Origin of the sequence: Bacillus sp. FSL K6-6038, assembly GCF_038050455.1 — a bacterium.
Classification (GTDB): domain Bacteria; phylum Bacillota; class Bacilli; order Bacillales; family Bacillaceae_G; genus Bacillus_A; species Bacillus_A pseudomycoides.
Genome location: NZ_JBBOUH010000001.1, coordinates 2,670,302 through 2,695,692 on the forward strand (window position 1 = coordinate 2,670,302; position 25,391 = coordinate 2,695,692).

General features: G+C 34.0%; 24 protein-coding genes, 1 tRNA gene and 6 pseudogenes. 7 read left to right on the plus strand and 24 right to left on the minus strand.

Annotated elements, in window-relative coordinates:
- Window positions 1–7 precede the first annotated feature (7 nt).
- The 14 genes and pseudogenes from NSQ40_RS13795 to NSQ40_RS13860 form a co-directional block, all read right to left on the minus strand.
- Window positions 8–394: a ribosomal maturation YjgA family protein gene (locus NSQ40_RS13795; protein WP_018766036.1), complete on the minus strand. Its 387-nt coding sequence runs from the start codon at window positions 392–394 to the stop codon at window positions 8–10.
- 17 nt (window positions 395–411) lie between these two features.
- Window positions 412–792 carry a GNAT family N-acetyltransferase gene (locus NSQ40_RS13800; protein ID WP_098187766.1) on the minus strand — a complete coding sequence of 127 codons (381 nt, stop codon included), beginning with the start codon at window positions 790–792 and terminating at the stop codon, window positions 412–414.
- 91 nt (window positions 793–883) lie between these two features.
- Window positions 884–1,498, minus strand: coding sequence for a DUF4241 domain-containing protein (locus tag NSQ40_RS13805; protein WP_098187712.1), 615 nt, complete (start codon window positions 1,496–1,498; stop codon window positions 884–886).
- A gap of 55 nt (window positions 1,499–1,553) precedes the next feature.
- On the minus strand, window positions 1,554–2,147 hold the full coding sequence (locus NSQ40_RS13810; protein WP_258248384.1) for a DUF2441 domain-containing protein: 594 nt from the start codon (window positions 2,145–2,147) through the stop codon (window positions 1,554–1,556).
- 221 nt (window positions 2,148–2,368) lie between these two features.
- Window positions 2,369–2,785 (minus strand): GNAT family N-acetyltransferase, encoded by a 417-nt coding sequence (locus tag NSQ40_RS13815; RefSeq protein WP_018780610.1) that lies wholly within the window; start codon window positions 2,783–2,785, stop codon window positions 2,369–2,371.
- A gap of 21 nt (window positions 2,786–2,806) precedes the next feature.
- Complete coding sequence (locus NSQ40_RS13820) at window positions 2,807–3,571, minus strand: serine hydrolase (protein ID WP_341286121.1); 765 nt, start codon at window positions 3,569–3,571, stop codon at window positions 2,807–2,809.
- A 93-nt stretch (window positions 3,572–3,664) separates the two neighbouring features.
- Window positions 3,665–4,003, minus strand: a complete 339-nt coding sequence (locus NSQ40_RS13825; protein ID WP_098187714.1) for a DUF952 domain-containing protein — start codon at window positions 4,001–4,003, stop codon at window positions 3,665–3,667.
- Between the two features lie 547 nt (window positions 4,004–4,550).
- A complete protein-coding gene (locus NSQ40_RS13830) occupies window positions 4,551–5,264 on the minus strand; it encodes a class I SAM-dependent methyltransferase (protein WP_003204635.1) in 714 nt (237 codons plus the stop codon).
- A 389-nt stretch (window positions 5,265–5,653) separates the two neighbouring features.
- Window positions 5,654–6,034, minus strand: a pseudogene (locus NSQ40_RS13835) (hemolysin); the annotation flags it as partial.
- Window positions 6,024–6,404 (minus strand): annotated as a pseudogene (locus NSQ40_RS13840) (hypothetical protein); the annotation flags it as partial. The pseudogenes NSQ40_RS13840 and NSQ40_RS13835, both read right to left, overlap by 11 nt.
- A gap of 74 nt (window positions 6,405–6,478) precedes the next feature.
- A pseudogene (locus NSQ40_RS13845) lies at window positions 6,479–7,608 on the minus strand (IS3 family transposase).
- Between the two features lie 133 nt (window positions 7,609–7,741).
- The gene (locus tag NSQ40_RS13850) at window positions 7,742–8,188 is read right to left on the minus strand and encodes a GNAT family N-acetyltransferase (RefSeq protein ID WP_003204648.1); all 447 of its coding nucleotides are present in this window, start codon (window positions 8,186–8,188) and stop codon (window positions 7,742–7,744) included.
- Between the two features lie 138 nt (window positions 8,189–8,326).
- A complete protein-coding gene (locus NSQ40_RS13855) occupies window positions 8,327–8,983 on the minus strand; it encodes a C45 family autoproteolytic acyltransferase/hydolase (protein WP_003204650.1) in 657 nt (218 codons plus the stop codon).
- Between the two features lie 168 nt (window positions 8,984–9,151).
- Window positions 9,152–9,340, minus strand: a pseudogene (locus NSQ40_RS13860) (Holliday junction resolvase RecU); the annotation flags it as partial.
- 1,092 nt (window positions 9,341–10,432) lie between these two features.
- Here NSQ40_RS13860 and NSQ40_RS13865 point away from each other — a divergent pair.
- Window positions 10,433–10,846 (plus strand): hypothetical protein, encoded by a 414-nt coding sequence (locus NSQ40_RS13865; protein WP_003204652.1) that lies wholly within the window; start codon window positions 10,433–10,435, stop codon window positions 10,844–10,846.
- Window positions 10,847–11,283: 437 nt separating this feature from the next.
- On the plus strand, window positions 11,284–11,631 hold the full coding sequence (locus tag NSQ40_RS13870; RefSeq protein WP_003204653.1) for a YkgJ family cysteine cluster protein: 348 nt from the start codon (window positions 11,284–11,286) through the stop codon (window positions 11,629–11,631).
- Between the two features lie 297 nt (window positions 11,632–11,928).
- On the opposite strand, the gene NSQ40_RS13875 is transcribed toward NSQ40_RS13870, so the two are convergent.
- The 4 genes and pseudogenes from NSQ40_RS13875 to NSQ40_RS13890 form a co-directional block, all read right to left on the minus strand.
- Entirely contained in the window at window positions 11,929–12,444 is a 516-nt protein-coding gene (locus NSQ40_RS13875; RefSeq protein ID WP_003210132.1) for a hypothetical protein, read from the minus strand.
- 200 nt (window positions 12,445–12,644) lie between these two features.
- Window positions 12,645–12,812 carry a hypothetical protein gene (locus NSQ40_RS13880; protein ID WP_003210128.1) on the minus strand — a complete coding sequence of 56 codons (168 nt, stop codon included), beginning with the start codon at window positions 12,810–12,812 and terminating at the stop codon, window positions 12,645–12,647.
- A 178-nt stretch (window positions 12,813–12,990) separates the two neighbouring features.
- Complete coding sequence (locus tag NSQ40_RS13885) at window positions 12,991–14,994, minus strand: serine hydrolase (RefSeq protein ID WP_098101965.1); 2,004 nt, start codon at window positions 14,992–14,994, stop codon at window positions 12,991–12,993.
- 218 nt (window positions 14,995–15,212) lie between these two features.
- Window positions 15,213–15,470 (minus strand): annotated as a pseudogene (locus NSQ40_RS13890) (DDE-type integrase/transposase/recombinase); the annotation flags it as partial.
- 301 nt (window positions 15,471–15,771) lie between these two features.
- Between NSQ40_RS13890 and NSQ40_RS13895 the strand changes: the two are divergent.
- Entirely contained in the window at window positions 15,772–15,936 is a 165-nt protein-coding gene (locus NSQ40_RS13895; protein WP_003203562.1) for a hypothetical protein, read from the plus strand.
- 172 nt (window positions 15,937–16,108) lie between these two features.
- Here NSQ40_RS13895 and NSQ40_RS13900 read toward each other — a convergent pair whose 3' ends face one another.
- Together NSQ40_RS13900 and NSQ40_RS13905 are read right to left on the minus strand one after the other, a co-directional pair.
- On the minus strand, window positions 16,109–17,008 hold the full coding sequence (locus NSQ40_RS13900; protein WP_033797167.1) for a CPBP family intramembrane glutamic endopeptidase: 900 nt from the start codon (window positions 17,006–17,008) through the stop codon (window positions 16,109–16,111).
- 473 nt (window positions 17,009–17,481) lie between these two features.
- Entirely contained in the window at window positions 17,482–17,769 is a 288-nt protein-coding gene (locus NSQ40_RS13905) for a calcium-binding protein (RefSeq protein ID WP_003210122.1), read from the minus strand.
- Between NSQ40_RS13905 and NSQ40_RS13910 the strand changes: the two are divergent.
- The 3 genes and pseudogenes from NSQ40_RS13910 to NSQ40_RS13920 all read left to right on the plus strand — a co-directional run.
- Window positions 17,763–17,852, plus strand: a pseudogene (locus NSQ40_RS13910) (class D sortase); the annotation flags it as partial. The gene NSQ40_RS13905 and the pseudogene NSQ40_RS13910 sit on opposite strands and share 7 nt — an antisense overlap.
- 269 nt (window positions 17,853–18,121) lie before the next feature.
- Window positions 18,122–18,195: transfer RNA gene (locus NSQ40_RS13915), tRNA-Ile, on the plus strand.
- Between the two features lie 285 nt (window positions 18,196–18,480).
- A complete protein-coding gene (locus NSQ40_RS13920; RefSeq protein ID WP_003203567.1) occupies window positions 18,481–18,846 on the plus strand; it encodes a hypothetical protein in 366 nt (121 codons plus the stop codon).
- Window positions 18,847–19,141: 295 nt separating this feature from the next.
- On the opposite strand, the gene NSQ40_RS13925 is transcribed toward NSQ40_RS13920, so the two are convergent.
- On the minus strand, window positions 19,142–19,915 hold the full coding sequence (locus NSQ40_RS13925) for a class I SAM-dependent methyltransferase (RefSeq protein ID WP_033797166.1): 774 nt from the start codon (window positions 19,913–19,915) through the stop codon (window positions 19,142–19,144).
- Window positions 19,916–20,332: 417 nt separating this feature from the next.
- On the opposite strand from NSQ40_RS13925, the gene NSQ40_RS13930 reads away from it, so the two are divergent.
- On the plus strand, window positions 20,333–20,722 hold the full coding sequence (locus NSQ40_RS13930) for a hypothetical protein (protein ID WP_033796839.1): 390 nt from the start codon (window positions 20,333–20,335) through the stop codon (window positions 20,720–20,722).
- A gap of 839 nt (window positions 20,723–21,561) precedes the next feature.
- Here the strand turns inward: NSQ40_RS13930 and NSQ40_RS13935 are convergent.
- From NSQ40_RS13935 to hblD, 3 genes are all read right to left on the minus strand, one after another.
- A complete protein-coding gene (locus NSQ40_RS13935) occupies window positions 21,562–22,689 on the minus strand; it encodes an HBL/NHE enterotoxin family protein (protein ID WP_003210117.1) in 1,128 nt (375 codons plus the stop codon).
- Window positions 22,690–22,970: 281 nt separating this feature from the next.
- The gene (gene hblA, locus NSQ40_RS13940) at window positions 22,971–24,098 is read right to left on the minus strand and encodes a hemolysin BL binding component B (protein ID WP_033797466.1); all 1,128 of its coding nucleotides are present in this window, start codon (window positions 24,096–24,098) and stop codon (window positions 22,971–22,973) included.
- Window positions 24,099–24,135: 37 nt separating this feature from the next.
- The gene (gene hblD / locus NSQ40_RS13945; protein WP_003203683.1) at window positions 24,136–25,356 is read right to left on the minus strand and encodes a hemolysin BL lytic component L1; all 1,221 of its coding nucleotides are present in this window, start codon (window positions 25,354–25,356) and stop codon (window positions 24,136–24,138) included.
- Between the last annotated feature and the right edge of the window lie 35 nt (window positions 25,357–25,391).

The following is a 25,391-nucleotide window of genomic DNA, read 5'->3' on the forward strand; positions in this document are numbered from 1 at the left end:
AAGCCTTTTATACTTTTCGAAACATTAATTCACAAAGCATACCCATTCCAACTCCAATTGTATAAGCTAATAAATCACTCCACAAAAAACCATACCCTAATACAAGTCCCCCTAAAGTCGTTGCACGAATATTATCTATCCAATCCGCATGATATAATTGACTGATTTCAATACCATAACAAAATAGTAAACTTAAAAACGCGATCTTTTTAGTCTTCATTTTATGAAAAAGGAATCCAAATCCAATAAAAATCATGAGAGCCCACAGTGCATCCCCTAAATATGCATTTAATAGATTAGGTAAAGCATAAGCAAATTTCCTTGATGCCAATCCTAAAATAACTACTATTATTGTCAAGATTGCATACAGCAACCTATTTCGTTTATAACTCATTATGAAGTCCTTTCTTATTACACAAAACGTTTTACAAACCCTGTACTTTTTTCAACGTATCCCATACATTTATAAAATTGGTGCGCATGGTGTCTTTCCTCACGATTCCCACTATTTAAACAAATCGAATCTATCCCTTGTTCCATCGCCCATTTCTCTGCTGCTTCTATTAAACTTTTTCCTATTCCTTGATTTCGAAACTCTTCATCTACTACTAATGCAATAATGCGAGCGTATATTCCATCTTCAGTGTAAAGTATGCCTGTACATAAGCCAATCATTCCAATAACACGCTCATTTTCTTCTGCTACCAACGTATAGTAATCTGGGTGAGAAAAAATATTTTGAAGTCTTACTTTCATTTTTTCTATAGTTGTTGGATAACCAAGATGTTTCATTAACATAGCTAAATCATGTACATCATCTAAACGTGCCTTTCTGATTTCCACACCCTCCTCTACTATTCAAAACCCCTATACCATTATTCATTTATTCCTCATACAATACGTTAAAATCAGTAACAAGCGAAACAATTTTCCCATTCTCATCAAATCCCCAATAGGAAGGATAAAAACCATCACCATAACCTGATCGGAACATAATAATATTACTTCCTGTTTCCTCACATACTACACAATTTCCCCACTCATCATCATGTTCTGTTAGTACGTCGTCTATCAAATCATCATACAAACTAATGAATTCTTCTCCTAGCTCTTGTTGTAATCTATTTTCTATTTCTTCTAACTTATCAATTGCTTCCACATCTGCAAAACACCCTAGTCCCGTATCAACTGGATACCCAAAAATATATCCTTCCTTTAGTTCACTTACATTCTGTCCTGGCTTTATTGCCATCTTCCATTCTGTCACTTTTGCTTCTGATACTTTCAATTCAGCACCAGCAATTACACCATCTTCCTCGTTCAACCAAGCAACAATTGGATATGTGCCGGGCTGAATTGTTTGTTCGAAGTGATTTTTATTAAAAATAAGAGGATCACAAGCAACCATTTTACCTGAAGTAACTTTTAAATGGTCTAATACTTCAGGACGTAGGACTTCACTATCCAGTTTAGATAATTCATGTAGTAGCTTTGACATAATGTTTCTCTTCCCTTCATTCTCTTATTATTAGACTATACAACTTTCCTAGAATTTAAGCTGAGAAATCATCAATAATTTCTACCACTTCAATTTTTCCGTTAATCAAAAGCTCTGGAAGCTCGTTTTTTACATTACCCTTCCAATATTCTTTAGCTTGTTCAATTTTTCGAGAGAAAGGAACACCATCTTCCTTTGGTAAAAGGTTTCCATCCCCCTCAAAAGAATTCCCAATAACTCGAAGTTTAACAATCCGCAAAACTTTCCGACTATAAGAATTAAATAATTCTTTCCATTTCAAAGCATCTTCATAGCTTTTCGCAGCGTATAAGCAAGACAATCTTGAAGGATATTCCGGATATTCTTGTAGTCTAACCATTTCTACTATCACTTCTCTAATAGCTCTGATTGTTTGGTCTACATACTTTATAGCTACTTCGGCATTTTCTTTATTCATGTTCAAGCCTTCATTTGTATAATGATCTTGTAAAATCTGAATACAGTCTTCGCCTTTAGAATTCAATTGTTCTCTCTCAAAAAAGAAGCGATATAAGGTATTGTTTTTGTTCTTGTCAAAGTTAATTATCTGCCCAAGAATCATTTTTTTCCTAGTAACAATGTGATAAACATACAATTCGTTCTCTTTCATGGTCTGTCTCCTATTGGTCTTCATCATATTGACTATATTATGTACTTTCCATCACTCTTGTCCGCAAAGAAGAGTTAGTTTCAGTTGCTTTTTTGAAAGACAGTATGTACGTGTTGATTCCATTTCTTTTTCTCCTCTTATCTGCTCTTAATTGCGTAACTGGTTACAATGCATGATTATATATCCCGAAAATTAATTTACATAACATTATTATATTATACTTATAAACGTTTCTCTAAAAAATGCTGACTATACCCTTTAGGATGATCTTCCACTACGCCAAACTCTCTGTAACCATGTTTCTTGTAAAATTCAGGTGCTTGAAAACTAAATGAATCAAGTAATATAAGTCTACAGTTTTTCTCTTTGGCAATTTCTTCGATTTCATTTAATAGTTGACTACCATATCCTTCATGACGTACTGACTCATCCACCCATAAAAAATCAATATGAAGGTGATAGAAATATATTGTGCCTGTTATGCCCCCAAATATTTTGCCAACATCGTCTTTTAATAGAAAACTTACATGTTCTAATGGGCTTTTTACTTCATCTGATAGTACAGACATATTGTATTGGATTACTTTATTTTTAATATATTCGCTATCTTTTGAGTTATTTTGTTGTATAATTTTCAAGTCTATTCTCCTTTCTCATCACTATATATAGCATTCTGTATGCTCTTTATACAAACATTGCAATGTTTCTTTTATTTTCATATCAGCTTCTTGATTTTCATAACGATTTGGTAACTCCATTCCGCCAATCACATAAAGCAATGGTTTTTCATAAAACGTTCCTAGTATACCGATATTTATAACAGCTGTAGGTAACCCACCTGTCATATGGGCTAAGTGGTACCCTGGTATTCCTTCATATTGTCCTTGTTGTCTCACCATTCCATTTATAATTGGTTCCCATAGCACCGGATTCAATTCATATCCTTGGAATATACGAATTAAAAGTTTAAGAACTTGTTTTAATTTCCCAACATTTTCCATATCCCTTGGGTCTTTCGTAATATAAATCTTTGAAAAAGAACATTGAATTCTCCTATTTACTTCTTCCCATCCACCGCAAAAGTTGACAACAGATTGTGCAATACAATTGTCATGACATGCAATCATTACTTCTACAGCATCTTTGAGTGTTAATACGGTTCTTCTTTGTAAATGTGGGTATATTTCTTTACTATCTTCTTTCGGATTAAATTCGATATTTTCGATTTCATCACTCCAGCGAACTTCATTCTCTTCAACCATTTTAGCTACAGCAAATCCAATTGCAACCTTTGCGGCAGACGCTAGTGGAACCAATATATCATCATTATATAAAGCGACAATATTTTGTCTTTCTGCCGAATAAGCAACTATACCTACTTGACCTGATTTTATCTCCTTTATTTTCTTGATTACTTCCTCCATTTTTACGCCTCTTCTCGATTTCGTTTTTATCCCTTTCAGTATTTCGATAATACGAATCAAAAATCCTTTTATGAGGTTAACAAATGCATTCTACTATTTTTGTTCCAACTCTACTGGTAAAACATAGCCGCCATTTTCTTTCTGAAGTTCTACTACTTTCACAACAGCATTAGCATTTACGGTTCCGTATATATGTGGATAGTTTTGACCATTAGAAGCCAATTCATATTTTATCTCCGCCTCAACTAACGACGGATTAATTACAAGTAATACTAACTCCATTTCAGTACTAAAATGCTTTTCTGCCACTTGAAGAGATTGTTCTAAAAAAGAACAATGAATACACCCTTCTTGCATCAGTGAAGCTTCCATTATGTTTCCTTTTGCTTTTGCTACTTCCCATTCACTTTTTTCCATTACCTTTGTAATCATAGTCAATCTCTTTCTTCCCTACTTTATAGAAACATTAAGAGGATTTTCCCGCTCGTTACGGGGTAACGCCAATGCCCATCAACCTCAGATTTTAAAATGCCCACAAAACGAAATTATTTTGCTTTTTGGATCCCGAATCTCTTAATTAGATAGCACCAGGTACCCCACGAAAAAAGCCGTTCTCCTAAACTATGGAAATCGGCTTTTGTAATCTAATTCATTCATATTGTATATCCACCTTCCAAAAGAGTGTAAAAACTAAGGTTCTGAGGCTTGTTAATCAAACAATCCCGTACCCTCGTTTGATGATAACGGTAACTACCGCGACGTATAGTTTTCATTTCCGAAAAAGGACAGACTTCTCCCTTGATGGCTGGTACGCGTTTTTTCCAGCCCGAAAACTAGTTACTTTGAACCATACGGAAGGTCATCTTCTTCACCTCATCTGAAAGATTATATTAATTATACCCCATAACACTCTTTTGTGGACATTGTAAAATGCGAATTTTTAAATAACGGATATAAATTCTTTAGAAAACATTTTTTACTATTCAGTGGAATTTTTCGTGAATAGGGCTGTCCAAAGTCCAGAGACACCAAATACTTTATTCGATTGTTTTATCTCTTTCATTCTACGTATTTCTACTTCAGAAAAGTCTTTAAAGATGGCTCTAAGTTTTTTATCTGTAAAACCTAATCCACCTTTAAGACTTTGCAGTTTGTATACTTCCCAATCTGTTATGTCTGCTCCACCTAATTCTCCACCTTGAACAAAACAAGTGATTGCAAAATAACCACCTGGTTTTAAAGCCTTTTTCACCAAATTTATATAACTCATTCTTCTGTGCGGAGCAATATGATGAAAGCATCCTGAATCATACACAATATCGTATGTACCCTCTTCAATTTGTAAGTCAAAGATATTGTTATAAATAAAATTTATATTTACATTTTTTTCTTTTGCCCGTTCGGTTGCCCAATGAATTGATTCCTGCGATAGATCTACTGCATCAACTAAGCATCCTTTTTCAGCAAAGTAAATTGCATTCCTGCCTGGACCGCATCCGAGTTCAAGAACTTTTCCTGGATTAAGTAATTTTTTCTCGAAATAATTAACTAAGTTCTCATCTGGTTTATTAGTAAAAAAGGGAACTCCTTTTTCACGATTAGAATAAAAATCATCCCAAAATTGAGTTGGTTCACGCAATAACGAATCTAACATATCCAATAAATCTTCATAACTACTAATTGTTTCTTTCATAATAACCCCTTCTTTCCAATTAAATCTTATATTCTAATTGTACTAACAATTAGAATGTTTCGTGTTTCATCGGGGTTAACAATACTTTAAATTCAAATAAGTTTGAACTCTCTACATATGCCTATTTATGCTAATTTAACACGCATAAATGCACCTAATTCTCCTTTTATATTATTTTAAAAGTATTTACCTTACTCTTTCTGAAAATCCAATCAAACAATTAGAAATACCCTTAGAATTGGAATTTGATTTCTATTTTTCAGAATTATCATTACAATTATTGCGATAATATTACAAATGGAGTAGCTATACATTCTCATTAAATAAAGATGTTTCTTTGATAATTTACATAAATTCCATTACTAGTAGTAAGAAAATAAGCACATGCCTTATTTTTGCGGAGTGACGGGTTGCATTTTTAATTCTTTTATCCCTTCTTTTAATATGAACGCATCTGTTCTTACTGTTTTCCAACTGTCTTTAGCCGCATCCAAGTTAGGTTTTAAGAATTTAAATTTATTTTGATCAGCTTTTTGAGCTGTATTATCAATATATCCCATTACTCCCGAATATTTAGAATCTAAATCGTGCCATTGCGCGGACATATAAGTAAGATCATTAATAGCTTTATCAATCGCACTATGCATCTCACTAATATTATTAAACGCAACTCCAACTACACGATTTAATGTTAGTTTATAATCTAAAGTCTTACGTAATTGTGCTAATTTCGGCTCTAAAGTTGATAACTTACTTCTTGCTATACCCACCTATATAGGTTGGTTCCTGCAGTTTATCATTTTCTTCTAATTCGATTAATTCACGAATAAAGGAATCAGCAGCTCTTCGGTTCACCTCTTTTACAGAAACTTGCACTTTATTTACATCTATCTCATCAGACATTTGTGTAATAATGACAGGAAAGATATGACCTGTCAACTGGGTAATACCTTTAAACGCATGATCTGAAAAATCCTCTTTTTTACAAATGCCTATAATTTTCCCACTCTCAAGTGCAAACTCTGCATATTCAGTATCAGGATTATCCTTATCAGTACGCTTCACTGTCCGCAGTACTGCTGGTATTGGCTCTTTATATCTACGTAATGTCTGAAGCTTGTCAAAAGTTTTAGCATCCATAACATATCTCCTCTCTTTAATAATGGTCTATTAAAAGATTCCCAAAACAAGAAGTTTGGTATGTCAACACGAAACTAGACAATTTTTTTAAGGTGTTCCTGTCTGTACTGAACAGGGCTCAAATAGCCTAGTGTGCCATGGATTCTAACATTGTTAAACCAGTTTACGTAGTCGTTCAATTCTAAAATCAATTCTTCTAAACTTGCGAAATGACGATCACGAACGAACTCTGTTTTAAAGACTTTGTAGGTTGCTTCCGCTACTGCATTATCGTATGGACATCCTTTCGCACTTAATGAACGCTGGATTTTGAAGGCCTCTAACGTGTCATGAATCAGCTTGTTTTTGAACTCATTTCCTCGATCTGTATGAAATAAGGTAATCCGATTTAAGTTTGTTTTCACCGTTGCGAAAGCTTGTGAAACAAGCTCGGCATCTTTCTTTTGGCCTGCGCTATGATATATGATTTCTCGATTAAAGAGATCGACTAATAAACATACGTAATTCCACTTTTTGTTCACACGGACGTATGTTAAATCACTTACGACTACAGCTAGCTCTTCTTGTTGGTTGAACTGACGATTAAGTTCGTTTGAAATGTTTTCTTCATTACAGCTAACTCTCTTCGGCTTAAACTGTGCAATCGTATAGTTCGATACTAAACCTTGGTTCTGCATGATTCACCCAATACGTCGACGTGAAATCACATATCCTAACTTCTTTAATTCCACTTTTATCTTTCGTGTTCCATAGTTCTGGCGGCTCTCTCGGAAGATTTCTTTCACGAGTGGTGACAATTCATCTACTGTATCTTGTGCTTGTTTTGCCTCATAATAATACGTCGCTCTTGATAATTGTAGGACATTGCACATTGCTGATATCGAGTATTTATGTAGGTTATTCTTCACTACTTTTACTTTCGTCCTAGTATCGGCGCCGCTTGCTTTAAAATATCATTTTCCATAAGAAGCTGTTTGTTTTGTTTTCTCAACGCTTCCAATTCTATTTGTTCAGCGGTCTTATTATCTTTCTCTTTAAACGAGCCAGATGTATGATTTTGTTTGATCCACCGATCCAATGATGATGGTGTTAATCCATATTCCTTAATAATGTCTTTCCTTGGTTTACCATTTTGATACAGTTGAACCATTTGGTGCTTAAATTCCGCTGTAAAGGTTCTTCTTTCTCTTTTATTTTTCGTCATAGTAGATTCTCCTCAAATATATTAGTTGTAGTCTACTTGACCTTAATTTTTTTGTCTAGTTCAGTGTAGCCTATCCACTTTTTCGTTTTGGGGAACAACCAATTTCTTAAGTTGATGGGCATGTATAGTGCCCCTATAAGGTAAACTTCGCCAATTGTTCACCCCAAGATGATACTTCAGTTTCAACAAATCCAGCTTTCCTATAAGCAATTTTTGCTGAAAGATTTTTAGGATTATATCCAATCATGATTAGAGGAATATTTTTATTATTAATACTTCTTATCTTTTCAATAATGAGAAATATAGCCTGTATACCTATACCTTGTCCCTGGTACTCTTTATCAATCATTAGTCTATAAATCCAATAATTATTATCATCAGAGTCTATTCCAAACATCGCAAATCCTATTAGCTTATTATCAAGATATATACCATTTGCATAGAAATTATCTAAAAATTGAACCTCTGCAATAGAATAAAGATTGGAGGCGATAAATGTGCGTTGTTCTTCTTTTACTGATAATTTTATAGCCTCTTCCCAATTACTTTTGTCAATGGGTTTTAAAGATAGTTTGTTCAATATGGATACTCCTTTCGAATATAGAAGGGAACCACGTAGCTTTTGGGCTATTAAAACGTTTTTCCCTCATATTTACACCCTAAAAATACCAATTCCTTTTGCATAGACAATACCTTCTTAACATTAGGATTTAACCTTCTAAATAATATATTTAACCCCGTCATATGTTCCAACTAAAGCTGCCTCACCATTTGCATCCGCTAAAAGTAAATTCATATTCGTTCCCACAGGCATGTTTTTCACCGCATAGACGGCTTCTTCAGTATTTTTACACGTCTCTAGTATGGCTCTAACAACCACCATAAACTGTAACCCCGTAACTACTGGCTCTCTCATACCTGGATATTTACCTATCGGCATACCACACGAAGCAAACACTACACATAAACCTTTCTCGTTTAATCCTTCACTTCGACCAAATGTAGAAACGGAGAAACCGGTATGAGTGTATCTTCCATCTACTTTACAAAGGCGCATATCCGAAATATCAGGAGAGAGGTCGTAGTTTCGTAATACATATGTTTTACCATCAGACATTTTTTTGGGGGAAATTGCACCTAGACTACACCCTCCAGGTATTAACCAGGCATCGTTATAAAACTTTAATTGATTTGGTTGATAACCAAACCCTTCCGCAAAACCCTCTAATTCCTCATTTAATCCCGGACAATACTCTTCGATTTGGGATCTCATTTCAAGATATGCTTTGTCAGAATAAGATTGTTCTCTTAGAAAAATTCCCTTAACGTTTGCATTCTCAGGATATTCTAATGCTTGTTGTTTTCCAATTCTCAATTACATTTTATTCTAAAACTACATACTCAAATAAGTTCCATTATAACCGAAAAACACATTAATCTGACAATTCAACTTTCCAAATCATTCCTAAAAAAGTATCAATCGGATTGCATTTTTCTTTCGTGTAGGACCCTCTGTTGACTTAGCTTCAAGTGCTATAGCTCATCCTTTATACACACCATCGTAGTCTACTGTACTTTTAGCTTCATAGATTCCATTCGTCCACCTTTACTTTTTAACACCTTCACAAGAGTCTGATGGCTTGTTTATACGCGCCAATCTATCTCTTTGGTGCATTTCATTCGATAGATTGATAAGCATTTCAAAATGCATCCCTCGATTTCCTAAGTCCATTATTCTTTCTTACTGTCTATTAAGAGGATTATTCTGTCAAACAACAATTCCCACAAAACGGTAATTATTATATAATTGAATTATTCAAACATCAGGAGTGAAGAAAATGCTTGATATATACAGTCTTATTTTTTTGATTATTATAGGAATCGGTGCAGTATTATCATTGATAAGTGATTTGCGAAAACCACAAAAAAATATATTTGCGATTACATGTGAGTCTTTAGTTCTTATAGGAATTGTATCTTATTACTTACATAATAAATAATACTATCCCGTGAATAAGTTTCAATATTCCGTCAATACTATAGATACCATAATAATTTCTCTGTCCCCCTGGAGAGCCTTGAGCAGTTAGCTTTTGCTAGCTGCTCTTTTCGGTCGCATTTACCATTAATAACCATTGTGATTACACCTTATAATATAGAAGCTAGATTAAATCGGGTTGTTATATCCATTACCCTAGGAAACTAGGGTTTTGTTTTGTACAAAATGAGGTTTTTATTAACTCTGTAATTTTTATCACATCTTCACCGGCAGGCCTATGTTAATATTTTTTGCGAGGTAAATTCTTTTAAACGAATGCCTCTTACTCCCTTTAGGATTCGTTTAACAAAATTTTTTGCACACTTAATCCTCTCGCAAAGTAACTTCATCCTATGAAGCCCTATCTCTCAACAACTTTAGGACTTCATAGGATGGAGTTTTTTTATTCGCTTGTCTAGTAGCTCTATAAGAATATCCGGCTCATAATGCTCCCATTTAAAATTCACTGGTTGTTTCATCGTCGTATACGTCCTTTATTTATGAATATTTTCAGTGTGGTATTATTTAACATCAATTTAAGCACATGTTTTACAAATTTCACGATTCGGAAAAGCCCATGTAGCACTTCACACCGACATTATCGTTTTTGGGATAATCTGTTCTGTTAGCTTTATGGACATGTAGTGATACCTCTGTATGCAAAATTGCATACCACTTCCTATTGAAAATAATTATCATTGTAACTATAACAGTTACAGTAAGTAGATTTTACATTTACTTATTGTAACTATTTTATGAAAGAATATTAAAGGAGGAGTTAGAATTATGAAAAAAGCCATTTTAGCAGGAGCATTAGGAGTAGCAGTACTTTCGGGTATGAATTTACCAGGGTTAGAAGTTCCGAAAGCTAGTGCAGCAACTATGGATTTAGAAATTCAAGAGGTTACTAAATATTATTCTCTGAGTTCATATGAAGTGTCTCAAAAAGAATCTTTTAATCTTAAAAAAGGAGAAGACCTTACAGTCTTTGTAAATAATTCAGGATTCCCGATTTCTTACACAGTCTTTGACGCAGACAATCAAGTAATTGGTACATACAATGCTAATTCACCTTATGGACGCGTATTCGAAGCGCAAAAAGACGGTAATATTTCTGTACAATTTCAAGCAGGAGTGAATTCTTCATTTATGAAGAAAATGAATTTTACAGCTAAATTCGCTCTTTCTAAATTTAATTAATGGTAAGAGTTATATAAACAATAAAGGTAGCTTCAAAATCTTTTCTATCCCTTTGCTGGTGTAGAAAAGAAACTTTGAATATTTAACAGAGATTAAAGAAATTAAAAATGATGTTTAAGAAATCTCTTTTAATTCGGATATCGTTGTAATATTGTGATAAATCTGTTAAAATAATAATAGAGATACTTTTCTTTTTTAGAAAAAATGACATCGGGTATTTTATTTGAATAGCAGGTCAAGGTCTTTGAACCACTTGAAGAGCATTCTTCTTCAAGTGCGTCTAAAGACCTTTTTGTGTTGTTCTAAAACGATAAGAAAGGAGAATTCAAGCCAAACTCTCTGAATATAAAATGAAATCCTCTCTTTTTGGTTGCTGAACTAGAAAACCCTTATTTTTGGATTAATTATAACAATTACTTATTTTAGGAGATGATTAAATGGAAGGGTCACCTTGTAATGGCTGCAAAGGAATGTGTTGCGGTCCCATTCCAATTACGGAAGAAGAATTTAAAAAAATAAAGAAGAAGATAAAATCGATGCCTACAAAAAAACGCCTAGATTTAAAAAGTCAGCAACGATATTTTGGAACATGTATTTTCTATGACGAAATAAACGATCGTTGCGGTATTCATCCGGTACGTCCAATAATTTGCCGAGCATTTGGGTATTACAACAATCTTGTTTGTTTTCGCAAACCGGAAGTAGTTTCCGCAAAAAACTATATGAGTAACGAACAGCCCATTGGTATTTTGAGTGTTGATTTTACATGGAAAGATTTTTCTTAATGGTTTTATCTATTTTCTTAAGTTGATAGATGTGGGGTAGCACCACATCGCTATAAAGCTAAGGTTTTTCACCATCTATAAAGCAAAAAATACGTTATCATTTCCTATAATTCTATAGAAAGAATAGCGTATTTTTTTACTTTAATGGAATTTTGTTAACTTGATAGCGACGGGCGGTACCCTAAACTAAGTTAAAGCATATTTAAGCGAAATTAAACATGACAAAAAAGCATTTCACTATCAGTGAAATGCTCAGATTGTAGAAAACCTCGATGAAAATCAGTTTTTCTACTAAGCTTAATTAGATTTTACAATCGCTGATGAAACTTCATCATTCCAAGTTCTAGCTCCATCTCCCATACTAACATCAGTCAAATTAATATACTTTCCATTGTTTACAATTGCAAGTGCTCGCCCTTCTGCATTAACATGTTCATAAATAGTCGTATAATCTCCATAAGGATGTGTAAGTATAGAAGAAACATTATCATTATTAGAACCACCAAAGTTTACAACAACAACTGGGTTTCTACTTGCATTTACAGTAAAACGTGAGCCCTTCAAATCATTATCATAATAAAAAGTAGAATAAATTGATGCTAAAGGTTGCACTTTGTTGCTTTTAGGAACTGGATGGCTTTCTAAGTAATTTTCAAAATCTGTCTTGTTTTCAAATCCAATCGTTGTTTGCTCCCCATCAAATCCATCCGTTATTACTTGGTAAGGCTTTGCTGGAGAATCTGCATACGCCTGCGGGCTTGAAACACCAAATAGCATCGCGCCTGCTAATAAACCTGTAGAAAGTACTCCCATAACTCATTTCAAATGAATCACTCCTTTATAAAATGGCTTGCAAACTAATCTTACGACTTTTATCATTTTTTGTAATAAATGTAAAAATTTATCAACATATTATTTTTATTCGAATAATAAGAAATATATATTTTAATTGTTTTAACACATAATATATTTCACTTTTGTAGCCCCAATTCGTTTTTTTCGTTTTGGGGGTATCATAAAAACTTAGCTTTATGGCAATGTGGAACAGGATGTTTCTTTAGGTAATCTTCTAAATCCGTTTTGTTATCAAAACCAATAGATACTGGTTGTCCATTAAACCCTTTTGTTTTTACTTGATACGGAAACTCTTCTGCAGCAAGTGCACCTCCAGCTCCAGTCAATAGAATACCAGTTGCTAAAACCCCAACTACTAGTTTTTTTAATCTGAACGTACACTTTAGAAGACATTATATTTTTTCTATAAATTGTAAATATTTAAAAATTACAGAAAAAGAGGGATAGCATCTTTATGCTATCCCTCTTTTTCTGTTCAGATATTTATTCTATTTTTGTGGCAAATTAACTACCTAACATAACATATAATAACAAGGCCGCTGCCTCTTGCCGTTTCATTATTTGTTTTGATAAATAATCTGCTGATCCATCTTCATTATATATAACCTCTGGTCCGACTAAGTGATGACCTACAATGTTTTTCACAGACTCCATCGCCCAATCATCAGTTTCTCCTTTTAAAGTAGCTTTTGCAGGTGGAGCCTCTAGCATTTCTAAATAATGCCAAGCAATCCATGCTGCTTCTTGTCTAGTGATAGCACGATCTGGATAAAATTGTTCTCCCTCTTTTTCGTATAATATACCCAGTTCATATAACTTTTGAATATGAGATGCATACTGATGACCCTTTACATCAGAAAATACAGGGTCTTTTTTTGAAGGTGGTGCAAAGTACGCAATTTGAGACAACCAATATGAAAACTCTCCACGTGTAAGAGGGGCTTCAGGAACAAAATTCCCCTCCTTATTTGCTTTTAATATATCATATTGATGTAAAGGATCTATGAATTTAGCATATGGGTGATTCACCTCTACATCTTGAAATCTCTTAGGTTCACTTAATTTCACCGCTGAACTACCAGAGTTCCAATGTATTATTTCTTTTACAGTACCATCTTTGTGAAGTTTAAACGCCATGTAATTACCCTTTTCATCTTCGAATAGTAAAGGATCTATTTGTTTTAATTCCTGTTTACCATACCTTTTATCAGCTACAAATAACTTTCCTTCGCTTATTTTTACATGCGTAATAAGGTTTTTCACCCGTAAATCACGGTACACACCTTCAAATTTCTTTAACTCTTCCTCGCTAGGTTTTAAATACTCTGGCTTCGTTTTATCTGGAAAATAGTGATTCATAAATTCATCAAATAATTTATAAGGAAGTAATGAACTATCTTTATTCGTGACAACAAAAACACCTAATTTATGTTCAGGAATTAACCACATTAAAGAAGAAAACCCTGGTATATTTCCACCTTTCCCAAAAACATATTGACCATTATGGCTTTGCGGTGAAAAGAATTCAAATCCATATGTCATATTGGGATACTTTGGATGCAACGCAAATTTTGTTTGTTGCATATCTTGCACAGTTTCTGTTTTTAGTATTTGTTTATTTTTGAATTTACCACCATTCAATTGAGCAATCATAAAATTGGCTACGTCACTTCCTGTAGAAAACATACTCCCTTGTGGCATGTCCGTCGGTCTTGTTTGATAAAATGGGATGACATCGCCTTTTTTATCGTATCCTGTTGCAAGCTTATCTTTAATAAAATTAGTCATAACAAAACTACTATTTTGCATCTCTAAAGGGTAAAAAATATTTTTCGCCATATATTTATAAAAAGGTGTGTCTGTCAAATTTTGAACAATATATCCTTGCAGCATAGAAGCAAAATTATCATATGTATACGTATCTCCTGGCTTTCTCACTACTGTGGGCATATTTTCTTCTACATAATCTTTAAGTTTTGTATAGTCATTTATTTGATCATGAATATCCCCCAATCTAGGATCCACGTCATCAAAACCTGTTGTATGGGTGAGTAAATGTTTCATTGTAACTGGTTCACCCACATTATTTTGGTACTTTAATCCCCCCATATAATTTACTATATCTTTATTTAAATCAATTTTTCCTTGTTCAACTAACTGCATTACAGCACTAGCAGTAAAAACCTTTGATACTGACGCTAATCGAAAAACGGTTTTTTTAGGATCGATGGGAATATTCTGTTCTTTGTTGGAAAAACCGTATCCTTTTTGAAATAGAATTTGATCATCTTTGACAACGACAATAGCTACACCAGGTGCATTTTCTGCTTTCATTTTCTCTGGAATTACTTTATTTGTGAAAGCTTCTACATCTTTAGCATTTAATGCTATAGAAGAAACTGTTTCAGCCTTCGAGTTATTACCACCCAAAAATACTAGAAAGAAACATAGGCTTATAACTAATAAACTTCGAAAATGATGAATAATTCTATGACTTCTTCTTTCCAAATTAATTCCCCCTTTAAAGCCAGATTTGTTGATTATTTTCTCAGTGTGCTAAACATTGATCCGGATAACACAACCATATTCTACCATAATTTATTTCGTTTACATAATTTTATTTATATTCTGTAATTTCATCTTCCTCTAACTTTATAAACAGTTTGGTTCTGGCACAAAAATGTTAGTGAGAAACATAGAGTAGCAAATTCCTCTACATTGCCCTCTTATGAAGCTAAGCCAAACAATTTATGAATAAATTCTCTCTGGTTTTGGACGGACTTGTCCGGTAAAACAAGTTGTCCTTTTTTCATCATATGCATGGCTTCGATACCTCTCAAAATCAAAGTTGCTATGCGAAATGATTTTAATCCTAACATGGAACGAACTCTCTTCTTTATAAAACAATGATCCTGTTCCACGATATTGTTAAGATATTTACATTGTCTTATCTGTACGCTTTCAGGCATACATTTCTCCTCTTGCTCCATAAAAAAATGTTTTAGACTATAGAAAAAAGTATTAGACTGTTAAAGAATAGTTGTAGACTAAAAGGGTGTTTTCTGTATGTGAAAGCATTTTTCGCTAACATAAAACCAAATTATCGCAAAACATTTAAAAGTCCCTTCATTTCTTCTGAAGGGACTGTCTATTCACATAATCGGGTGTTATTGGTAGAAAATACGTGATTCAGGGAGGATATTTGAACAAAAATATCTAAACATTAAAAGTGGGAACATGAATTAAGAATGCTCCTAATTAAGGTATAATGTAAGGGGGAATTACATGAGCTCAAAAAAGAAAGACTATACTGTTGAATATCAATGTCCTAAAGGGATTGTGTATTACAAAAAAGTACAAGCAAGTGATATAGAAGAGGCAAAGCAACAAATATTAGCTCAACAACCAGACATGAAAGTTAGAGCTGTTAGTCTTATCGACCCTGAATAAATTAAAAATGGCTAGAGTGTAGATAATCACTACGGACTCTAGCCATTTTTAATTTATTTATAGAAGACTTCCCGACGTCGGAAACTACGGAGATAAACTGAACCTATTTCGAAGTATAGCTTTGAAATAAGGTTTGATCATTTCTACCTATATTGTTCCACAATCGCGCCCTTTAATTGAATAATATCTCAAGTAGGTGCTGTGGATGCGCATTAATTAATCCATGGACAATAATAATTACCCACACACTGCGATAACGCGCCCACAAATACCCAAGGAATAGACCTACGATACCAAGGTTCATAATGACCGTGGCCGTATCAGCCCCCCAATGACCAGAACCGTGTATTGCAATATGCCAGCTCGCCCATAAGAGTGATGTAAAAAGAATCGCCGGCCAGGTACCTAGTAATAATTCCAAACGTGTTTGCAACCAAACTCTATAAAAAAGCTCTTCGAGTACACTATTAATAAGAAACCCTACGAGTAAAGTTGCGATTAAAATCGTTGGATCAGTTATACCTATTCTCATTGAAACAAATGGTGTAGAGAATACCGAAAAGAAGTTGAAATAACCCCATATTATAATGACAATAAGCGGTGTAAGCCAATACCATCTATTACTCACCATTGATTTTACAGGTTTTGGTCGTTCTTTTTTGAGGTTACTCTGATAAAACAAAAGAAGCATTAATGGAATGAACAATAAAAAAACAATTTTAGATATCATAAACCACAATTGGAACACCATTCCTTCAAAGTTCGCGATGAGAAGACAAATCGTAAAGAGGGATCCACTCAAGAATAAGACAACAGTTTGAACCATGATGCGCCTTGGTTCAAACTGTTGAAGGGGATTGTAGTTTTTACGATAAAACGGTAAGAAACGGACGAGGAGTATACCGACAATAACAGGTATCCACTTGTTCCAAAAGGGCATCGTTCCCTCATGATCCGCACTATAACGAATGTTTGTTTCTCCAATCCATATAAGCCAAAGTGATGAAAGCAAAATGACAAGCATACTTATTACGCCAATTAGCTTCCCCGCCTTTGGAAAATAACTGCTCATAATTACCCGACCTTTCATCCTATCATTGCAAATCGTTTAACCCTTGACTCCTGTCGCTGCCTGTTATCTATCAGTATTTAGGCAATGATTTTTTTGAAAAAATTCAATAATATACTTACGTTCTCGAATTCCTAACAGTATGTGACATAATTTCAAAATGCCCTTACAGAGTTACGTTTAACTTTATCTAAAGTTTCATGTGTCAGCATTACTCCACAAACTGGCCCGATTGTAGAAGAATCGACAATATTATTAAACGCTTCTTGTCAAAATTAGCTCTTTACACCCACATGTTACCAATTGTATCACACAATCTGTATATAATTACTAAAATTCAATAAATATCCCATACATGTGAAGCTAACATAATCTCTTATTATCGGAATTAAAGAGGTTGGGTGCCTAAAGGTACCCAACCTCTTTTTGTTGATATAACTAAGGATTATCGGTAGGTTCAAGTAATTCTATTCCCATCAAACAAAACCAAAATCTGGCTGACCGTCAACTGTTTCGAACATTTCTGCATAATCAGCATTACCTGTAACCCACCCATTATCAGCAATCCCTGTTCCATTATTCAAAATTTTAGCTGCTAGTGATTGATTATTAATATCAGTTCCATTTGCTAAATGCCATGAATAATCATCCGTTGCATTATCGAATCTACCCATAATGTGGACTCCTGCATGCATGGCTGTATCTGTTCTTCTCCCTTCCGCATGGGCAGCTTCTCCACTAACAATGGTACCGCTTCCTAACATTAACAACCTGTTATCCTTTTGATTATATTGGTGACGCGCCTAATCGTTATATAATTGAATCATCTTTAGTTTCTGTACATTAAAATACTGATTTTATAGACCCTCGTTGGACGAATTCTCTCATATGTAAAATTGCATGAAAACACCAGGTAACATAATGCTATTATTTTGTTATAGATCTGCTCTATATTTTTCATTAATCATGTTGAAACCCTATAGAAAAACAATTGGTGAACTAAAGAACTGAAGGAAGGCACTCATTGAGTGTCTTTTCTTTTCATTCAAAATATTATATAATTATATCGGTATACTTCATTATTGCGATTAGCTTGGAAAACTAATCGCTTACCATGGACCTTTAGCTCAGCTGGTTAGAGCAGACGGCTCATAACCGTCCGGTCGTAGGTTCGAATCCTACAAGGTCCACTTTCACAATTCATAAACTAATTATCACAAAAAGATACTCGGAAGAGGTCTTTTCTTTTGTTTATGCCCTTCATATATAACTTGTACAAACTTTTTTCTCCCCTAATGCATATTTTATCCTTATATTTACAAATTTCCGTAGTAACCTTTTAGTATTTCGAGGAAAATCACTAAATAAGTGCATTCTTTTCTTTTTTCGACAGACACATTGCAACAAATTTAATAGAACCCTTTTGCTATTCTAATTTGGTGACTAATTGAATACTGAATGGAGTGAATTATTTTATGTTTGAAAAGCTTTCTTTGCTTTTTGTTTCCGGTGCATTATTCATGTCTTTAACAGCTTGTACACCAAATTATCAAAAAGCCTCAGCAAAGAATGAAAGTTCAGCTTCCCTGTATACCACCAAAGAATTGCAAAATGAATTCCCCATTGGGATGCCGATTGATGAATATATTGCTAAAAAAAATAAGATGAATATTAAACATCCGACTAGCATTCCTCTTCCGAATGGAAATGTAGGAAGAGTATTACAAACAACTGATGGGTTTGTTGTTATTTGTGGTAATGAAAAAGAAATTTTTAATGTAGTAGTATTTAGAACGCTGGATGAAGTAAAAGAATATGAGACGAGTTTAAGAGAAAAATAATTCCAAACAAAATGCTGGTGTTGCTTTAAAATAAAGTTTGATCAAATTGATACTAATAATCTTGATAAATAATCATAGAAAAGAGCGTGTTTTGAAAAAAGATTAATTAAAACACGCTCTTAATATTTTCAGTTGGTTCACTCTTTTGTAAAAAAGTTTGATCATTTCCTATCTATGTTGCTCCACAATAGCACCCTATTCTTGAATAGGTATATGATCGCTCACTAAGTGAATAAAGTAGTTGCCCTTATAATAGAGAAGTCAGCGCTATTTTCGTAAGCAAATTAGTGCACGCTTATTTCCTTCCACTCAAAATCACTGCATTTCCTAATACTTTTTTGTTCAATAAGAACTTTGGCAATTTCATTTCTTTAGTAAGCTTGTAGCTATTCAATTCAGATACACCATGTTTCTTTAAGACATTTAAGAGCTCTTTTTCATCCCCAAATATTTTTTCATCCATAAACAAATCTAAGAAGACAAATTCACCACCAGGTTTTAACACTCTTAATGCTTCTTTAATTACTTCAGTTTTATTTTCTCTATCTTTTACTTCATGAAAGGTTAGACAACTTACAATTATATCAAATTCATCATCATTAAAAGGGAGTTCTGCAGCACTTGCTTTCAGAAAATCAACCCTATCAGAGACCCCTTCTATTTCAGCATTCTGTTGACATTGAGCTTTCGAATATTCCCAATTCCCTCCCCAATAATCAATTCCAGTTAAAAAGGGCTTAGGAAAAGTCTTTGCCAGTTTAATAATCAGTGAACCACTGCCTGTTCCTATATCTAGTATTTTTCCTTTTCCAACCCAATTCACCTTGGCAACAATTAAATCATGTATTTTTGACTGATAATTCCCTCCAAATGCTGCGAATTGGTAAACTGAATAAGAAAGTATGAATGCTATATACATAAAAGGCAACGCTAAAACCCCTGACAGGACTCGCTGATATAAATTAACAGGTAATAATGTTACCAAGAGAAAAATGAGTGAAATAACCAAAAAAATAAGTAGTTTGTAAATTCGTATCCAAGTTTGATATTTAGCTTTCGTTTTCAAGATATCAGCCATCCTAAAATAATCTATTTTTTGTTTGTTATAATTATATAGGAAATTAATACCCCTTTGTTAGGTCTTTAAAGATATTCTTATTAAATAATCCTGCCCTATAGTTTAACAAGTTATGTTTGCAGCAGGTGAGGTAAGAAAAATAGTTGCGGAAGAATTAGAAAAAGCGAGGATGGACCCCAGGACAGGGCGAAAACCAATGTCTTCACCAAGATTCGTGGTTCTAATGTTAGAAAAAGGCGAATAGAAATATAGGTGTACCGCCATATATCCATCAACTTAAGAAGTTTATAACGCCCATCAAAACAAAAAAATGTACATTTTTTTGTTTTGGAGTACTTATATTTTCATAGCTTGATGCGCATGTAGTGATATCTCCCCATTAGTAAAATTCTCTGGAGGTGTATGGATATGGACTGGCATAGTATTACATTGACGGCAGCCGGGGTCATCGGCGGTGGTACCGCGATAGTTCACGGCATACTGATGAAACGGCTGATAATCAAGCCGATTGAGGCAGTTTTTGTGGCGAATGGGCAGATATCTGCACCGATACAAAAACTCGTGCGATTGCTTTTGCATTTTACCACGCTCAACTGGTTATTCAGCGGGCTCACCTTGATTGCCGCCGCAATCTGGTTCAAGCAGGATGCAAGGCTCGTGACTGGCCTACTTGCAGGTAGCTCTTTTCTATATGGTGCTATCATCTCTTTTTGGGTAATGCGCCGCCCTCATCCTAGCTGGATTTTATTGTCCGTTGCGCTCCTTTTAATCGTCTTGGGGCTAACGCCGGTGGCCTAAGGCCCCACTTAAACTCATTAGACATGAGCGATTCCGTGGAACGAAAATCATCAAGTAGAGGAAGATGAACCTCGATTTATTTTACTAAATAAATCTCAAAAACAACGTTCAAAATGGTTAAAGGGTATAGGTTACACAGCTTTTGTTTGGCCTGCTTTATTTTGATTGATACATATTTACTGGGCAATTGGTGGTACCTTAATAGTAGCAAAGAGGATCTGTGCAGTAACGGAACAAGAACGGCAATAACTTAGATTTATGTTGGCTTGTACTACAAGTAGTTTGTTTTTAGAAAAGAAATTTTTTATTAAAAGGTTGTTTAAATAGTATGCTTAGTATTTATTGATACATAATAAAAGAGTTCAATAACATAAGTTATATGGGATACAGCCACATCGCCATCAAGCTAAGAAAAAGAATTACCCCCAAGACGGAAAAAATATACTATTCCTTTAATTGAGGTCACTATACATACCAATTTAAAAGGAATAGTATATTTTCGGTAGGATAAACCGAAGGGGTTCTCCAAATGCTGATGATGTTCCACATAAAGAAAATGCATGAATCAAAAGATAAATTTCTCACCAACAAGTAGATTTTTCTAAAGATTAAATGGAATTTGTCCATACATTATTTTTACATTTATTATACTTGCACCTAAATAGTCTTTATGACCTATTCTTTATAATTTTTGAAGACTTTTTTCAATCATTTTTAATTTTCTGCACCAGAGCCCTCAAGAGAGCAAACCGCTCTCTTTTTTATCATGGCAGAACTTTAACGTCTAACTTAAGTTTGCCATGTTTATTCAAAAGCTTTAAAAAAGAACCGATATCTCCTTATTTTTGTGGAGTGACGGGTTGCATTTTTAATTCTTTTATCCCTTCTTTTAATGTGAACGCATCTGTTCTTACTGTTTTCCAACTGTCTTTAGCTGCATTCAAGTTGGGTAGTAAGAATTTAAATTTATTTTGATCAGCTTTTTCAGATGCCTTATCAATAAATTGTAGAACTGATCCATATTGACGATCTAAATCACTCCATTGGTCGTACATAAAAGTAAGAGATTTCAGAGCATTATCAATCGCACTATGCATCTGATCAATATTATTAAACGCAACTCCAACTACACGATTTAATGTTAGTTTATAATCTACAGTCTGACGTAATTTTGCTAATTCTGGCTCTAACCAGCCTAACTTACTTCTTGCATCACCTATCATTATACCACCAGAAATCATTACGGGAAAAAACGGAATCTTTACCATTGTCAATCCTTTAGATTCTATGTCTTTCTGATAGTTTACTTGTCCTAAAACTTCATTTAGACGCTTTTGATCGTCCTCAACCGCAGCTCCTTGGTTTTTTAAAATCGACTGCAAGAGATCTTTATCGCTTCCAAATGCTCTAACATCTTGTCCAATATCGTCTTTTAACTTAGTTAATTCTTGTATTAATTTTTGTGCATACTCTTCGTTTTGTTGAATTTCACCTCGTAAATCTGTAATCCCTTTTTTAAGAATATCTCCGTTCCCTGTATGAATTGCCTCTACTAATGTTCCATAATGATTATCAAATTTTGTATCGTATTCAATAATGCCTGTCAATGTATCTAAAAGCTGTCCTTTTATTTGCGTATCCCATTTAACAGCATGTTCTCTTGCATTCTTTTGATCTTGTACAATTTTAATAGGTAAATCTGCATACCCATTAATAATAATCCCTTCAAAATTCACATCTGGATTATTAATTAACAAACAAGAATAGTCATTCATAGATTTTGCAAATACCCCAGCATCTTGCAAAGCTGTTTTCATCTTCTCTTCATTTGCTGAAAGAGACATATCTCCAGTGTTAGTTTGTTCAATTTCACTTGCAAAAGTTGCTACTGGTGTGACTGCATAAGTGGTTGTCATAGTTAAAAACGTTGATACAGCGAGTATTTTGTAAGGGAGTTTTTTCATCATTTCATATTCCTCCTATATAGGTTTTGATTGTAAGTTCATTTCTCCTTTAAAAGCGATATCTTTTGAAGCTAGTTCTGCATCGTTATGAATATCATTTCAACTTTGTTTAGCAGCCTTTAAATCATCAAGTATTAAAGAAAATTTATAGTGAAAGGCGAAGTCTTGAATCAGACTTCGCCTTTTCGTTATATAGGGATTTACTAATTATTTTATAACCATTTAACAATGTAATCATAGATTCTCTATGTTTTAGGTAACTTTGCAACGGAACCAATATTTCCTTATTTTTGCGGAGTAACAGGTTCCACTTTTAATTCTTTTATCCCTTCTTTTAATGTAACCGCATCTGTTCTTAATGTTTTCCAACTATCTTTAGCAGCATTCAAGTTAGGTTTTAAGAATTTAAATTTATTTTGATCAGCTTTTTGAGATGCATTCTCAATATGTCCCAGTACTCCCGAATATTGAGAATCTAAATCATGCCATTGCGTGGACATATAAGTAAGAGCATTAATAGCATCATCAAGTGCCTTATGCATCTCATTAATATTAATATACGCAACTCCAACTACACGATTTAATGTTGTTTTATAATCTACAGTCTGACGTAATTCTGCTAATGTAGGCTCTAACTTAGATAAATTATCTCTTGCTATACCCACTATGATACCACCAATTATCGGTAGGCCCAAAATGGCGCCCTTCATTACATTAAATCCATCAGACTCTAATTTTTTATAATAGTTTACTGAGTCTAAAATTTGTTGTAGACGCTTTTCATCGGCCTCAACATCAGCACCTTGGTTTTTTAAAATCGACTGCAAGAGTTCTTTATCGCTTCCAAATGCTCTAACATCTTGTCCAATAGCGTCTCTTAACTTAGTTAATTCTTGTATTAATTGTTGTGCAGACTTTTGGTTTTGTTGAATTTCACCTCGTAAATCTGTGATCCCTTCTTTTAAAGTCTCTCCATCCCCTGTATTAATCGCATCTACTATTGTTTCATAATAATTTTCAAATGTTGTATCGTATTCAATAATGCCTGTTAATGTATCTAAAAGCTGTTTTTTTACTTGCGTATCCCATGTAACCGCATGTGCTCTTGCATTCTTTTGATCTTGTACAATTCTACCAGGTAAATCTACATATCCATTAATAGTAATTCCTTCAAAATTCACATCTGGATTCTTAATTAACATATAAGAATAGGCATTCATAGATTTTGCAAATAACCCAGCCTTTTGCAAGGTTTCTTTCATCTTCACTTCATTTGCTGAAAGAGACGTATCTCCATTGTTCGTTTGTTCAATTTCACTTGCAAAAGTTGCTACTGGTGAGACTACAGAAGTTGTTGTCATAGTTAAAAGCGCCGATGCAACGATTAATTTGTAAGGGATTTTATTTAGCATTTCGTATTCCTCCTAATATAGGTTTTGATTATAAGTTCTATTCTTGTTTAAAAGCGATGTCTTTCGAAATGAATTCTGCATCTTTATGAATATCACTCCAACTTTGTTTAGCAGCTTTTAAATCATCAAGTATTAAAGAGAATTTATGTTCTTGCATAGAGTCGATATTATCATGTAAATCTGTATAGTTGGCCCCCATTTTATTCCATTGTTGTTGGATATTTGTTAGAGACAGTATCGCTTGATCCACTGTTTGATACAGATCTGTCAAAGTTGCTTTCGCGTTAGTAAGCGAAATAACTGCTTGGCTAGCAAGATCGGCCTTCGTACCTAATTCTCCGATTTTTTTAGAAATTTCGTTATAGGAGTCCATATGCTTAGACGCCGTGACACCAGCAGCTGTTCCTAAACCGATACCAGCTGCACCGAGAGCTGCAAGTCCACCAACAACAGCTGGTGTTGCTGTACCGCCAGTCACAACAATTACTACCGCTCCTCCAATGGCTGCAGCAACTAAAATGAATGCTCCCAATCCACCACCAATTGACCATGCTAATACATTGTTAAAATGCTCTGTCTGAGTAGAACGTAGCTTCTCAATTTCAGCTTGAAGTTGTGGAATCAGTGCATTATTTCCAGCTAATAGTGCCGTTAATCCACCTTGCCCATCTGGGCCACCAACATTATTTTTAAACCCTATAGAATTGTCATACAGTTTTGTTTTGAAGTCTTGTAACATCTTAATTACTTCTGTGACTTCTTTTGAATTTGTATTAATTGTAGTGATTAAATCATTTATGCCCTCTTTTAACTCTGCTTTATCTTTCTTTTGTACAGCAGCTTCCAATATATCGTAATAATTTTTAAATTGTTCATCGTAATTTACAATATTACGTGCTGTTTTTTGAATTTTCGGCTTCGCTGTATCTAACCAATAATTCGCATTGATTCGTGACAGTTCCTGATTAAGGTGAATATTTTTAATTAATTCTGCTCCTTCTGAACCTAAATCAATATTGGATAAATTTACATTTGGTTGTTTAATCATTGTTTTTGCGTACAAATCCATTACAAGAATATGAGATCCTGTTCCAGCTAATGCTTTCTTCAGCCCTTCAGGCCCTAATTCATAATTCCCTACTTTTTGTTCTTGAGCGGTCGTTTCTTGTGCAAATGCATGAATAGTGTTACCGGTAGTAGCAGTGATAACCGTTGCCAGAGTGGCCAAAGTCAACACTTTAAATGGAAATTTCTTCATATCTATTCTCCTCCTTAGTCTTTCGATAGATTCTT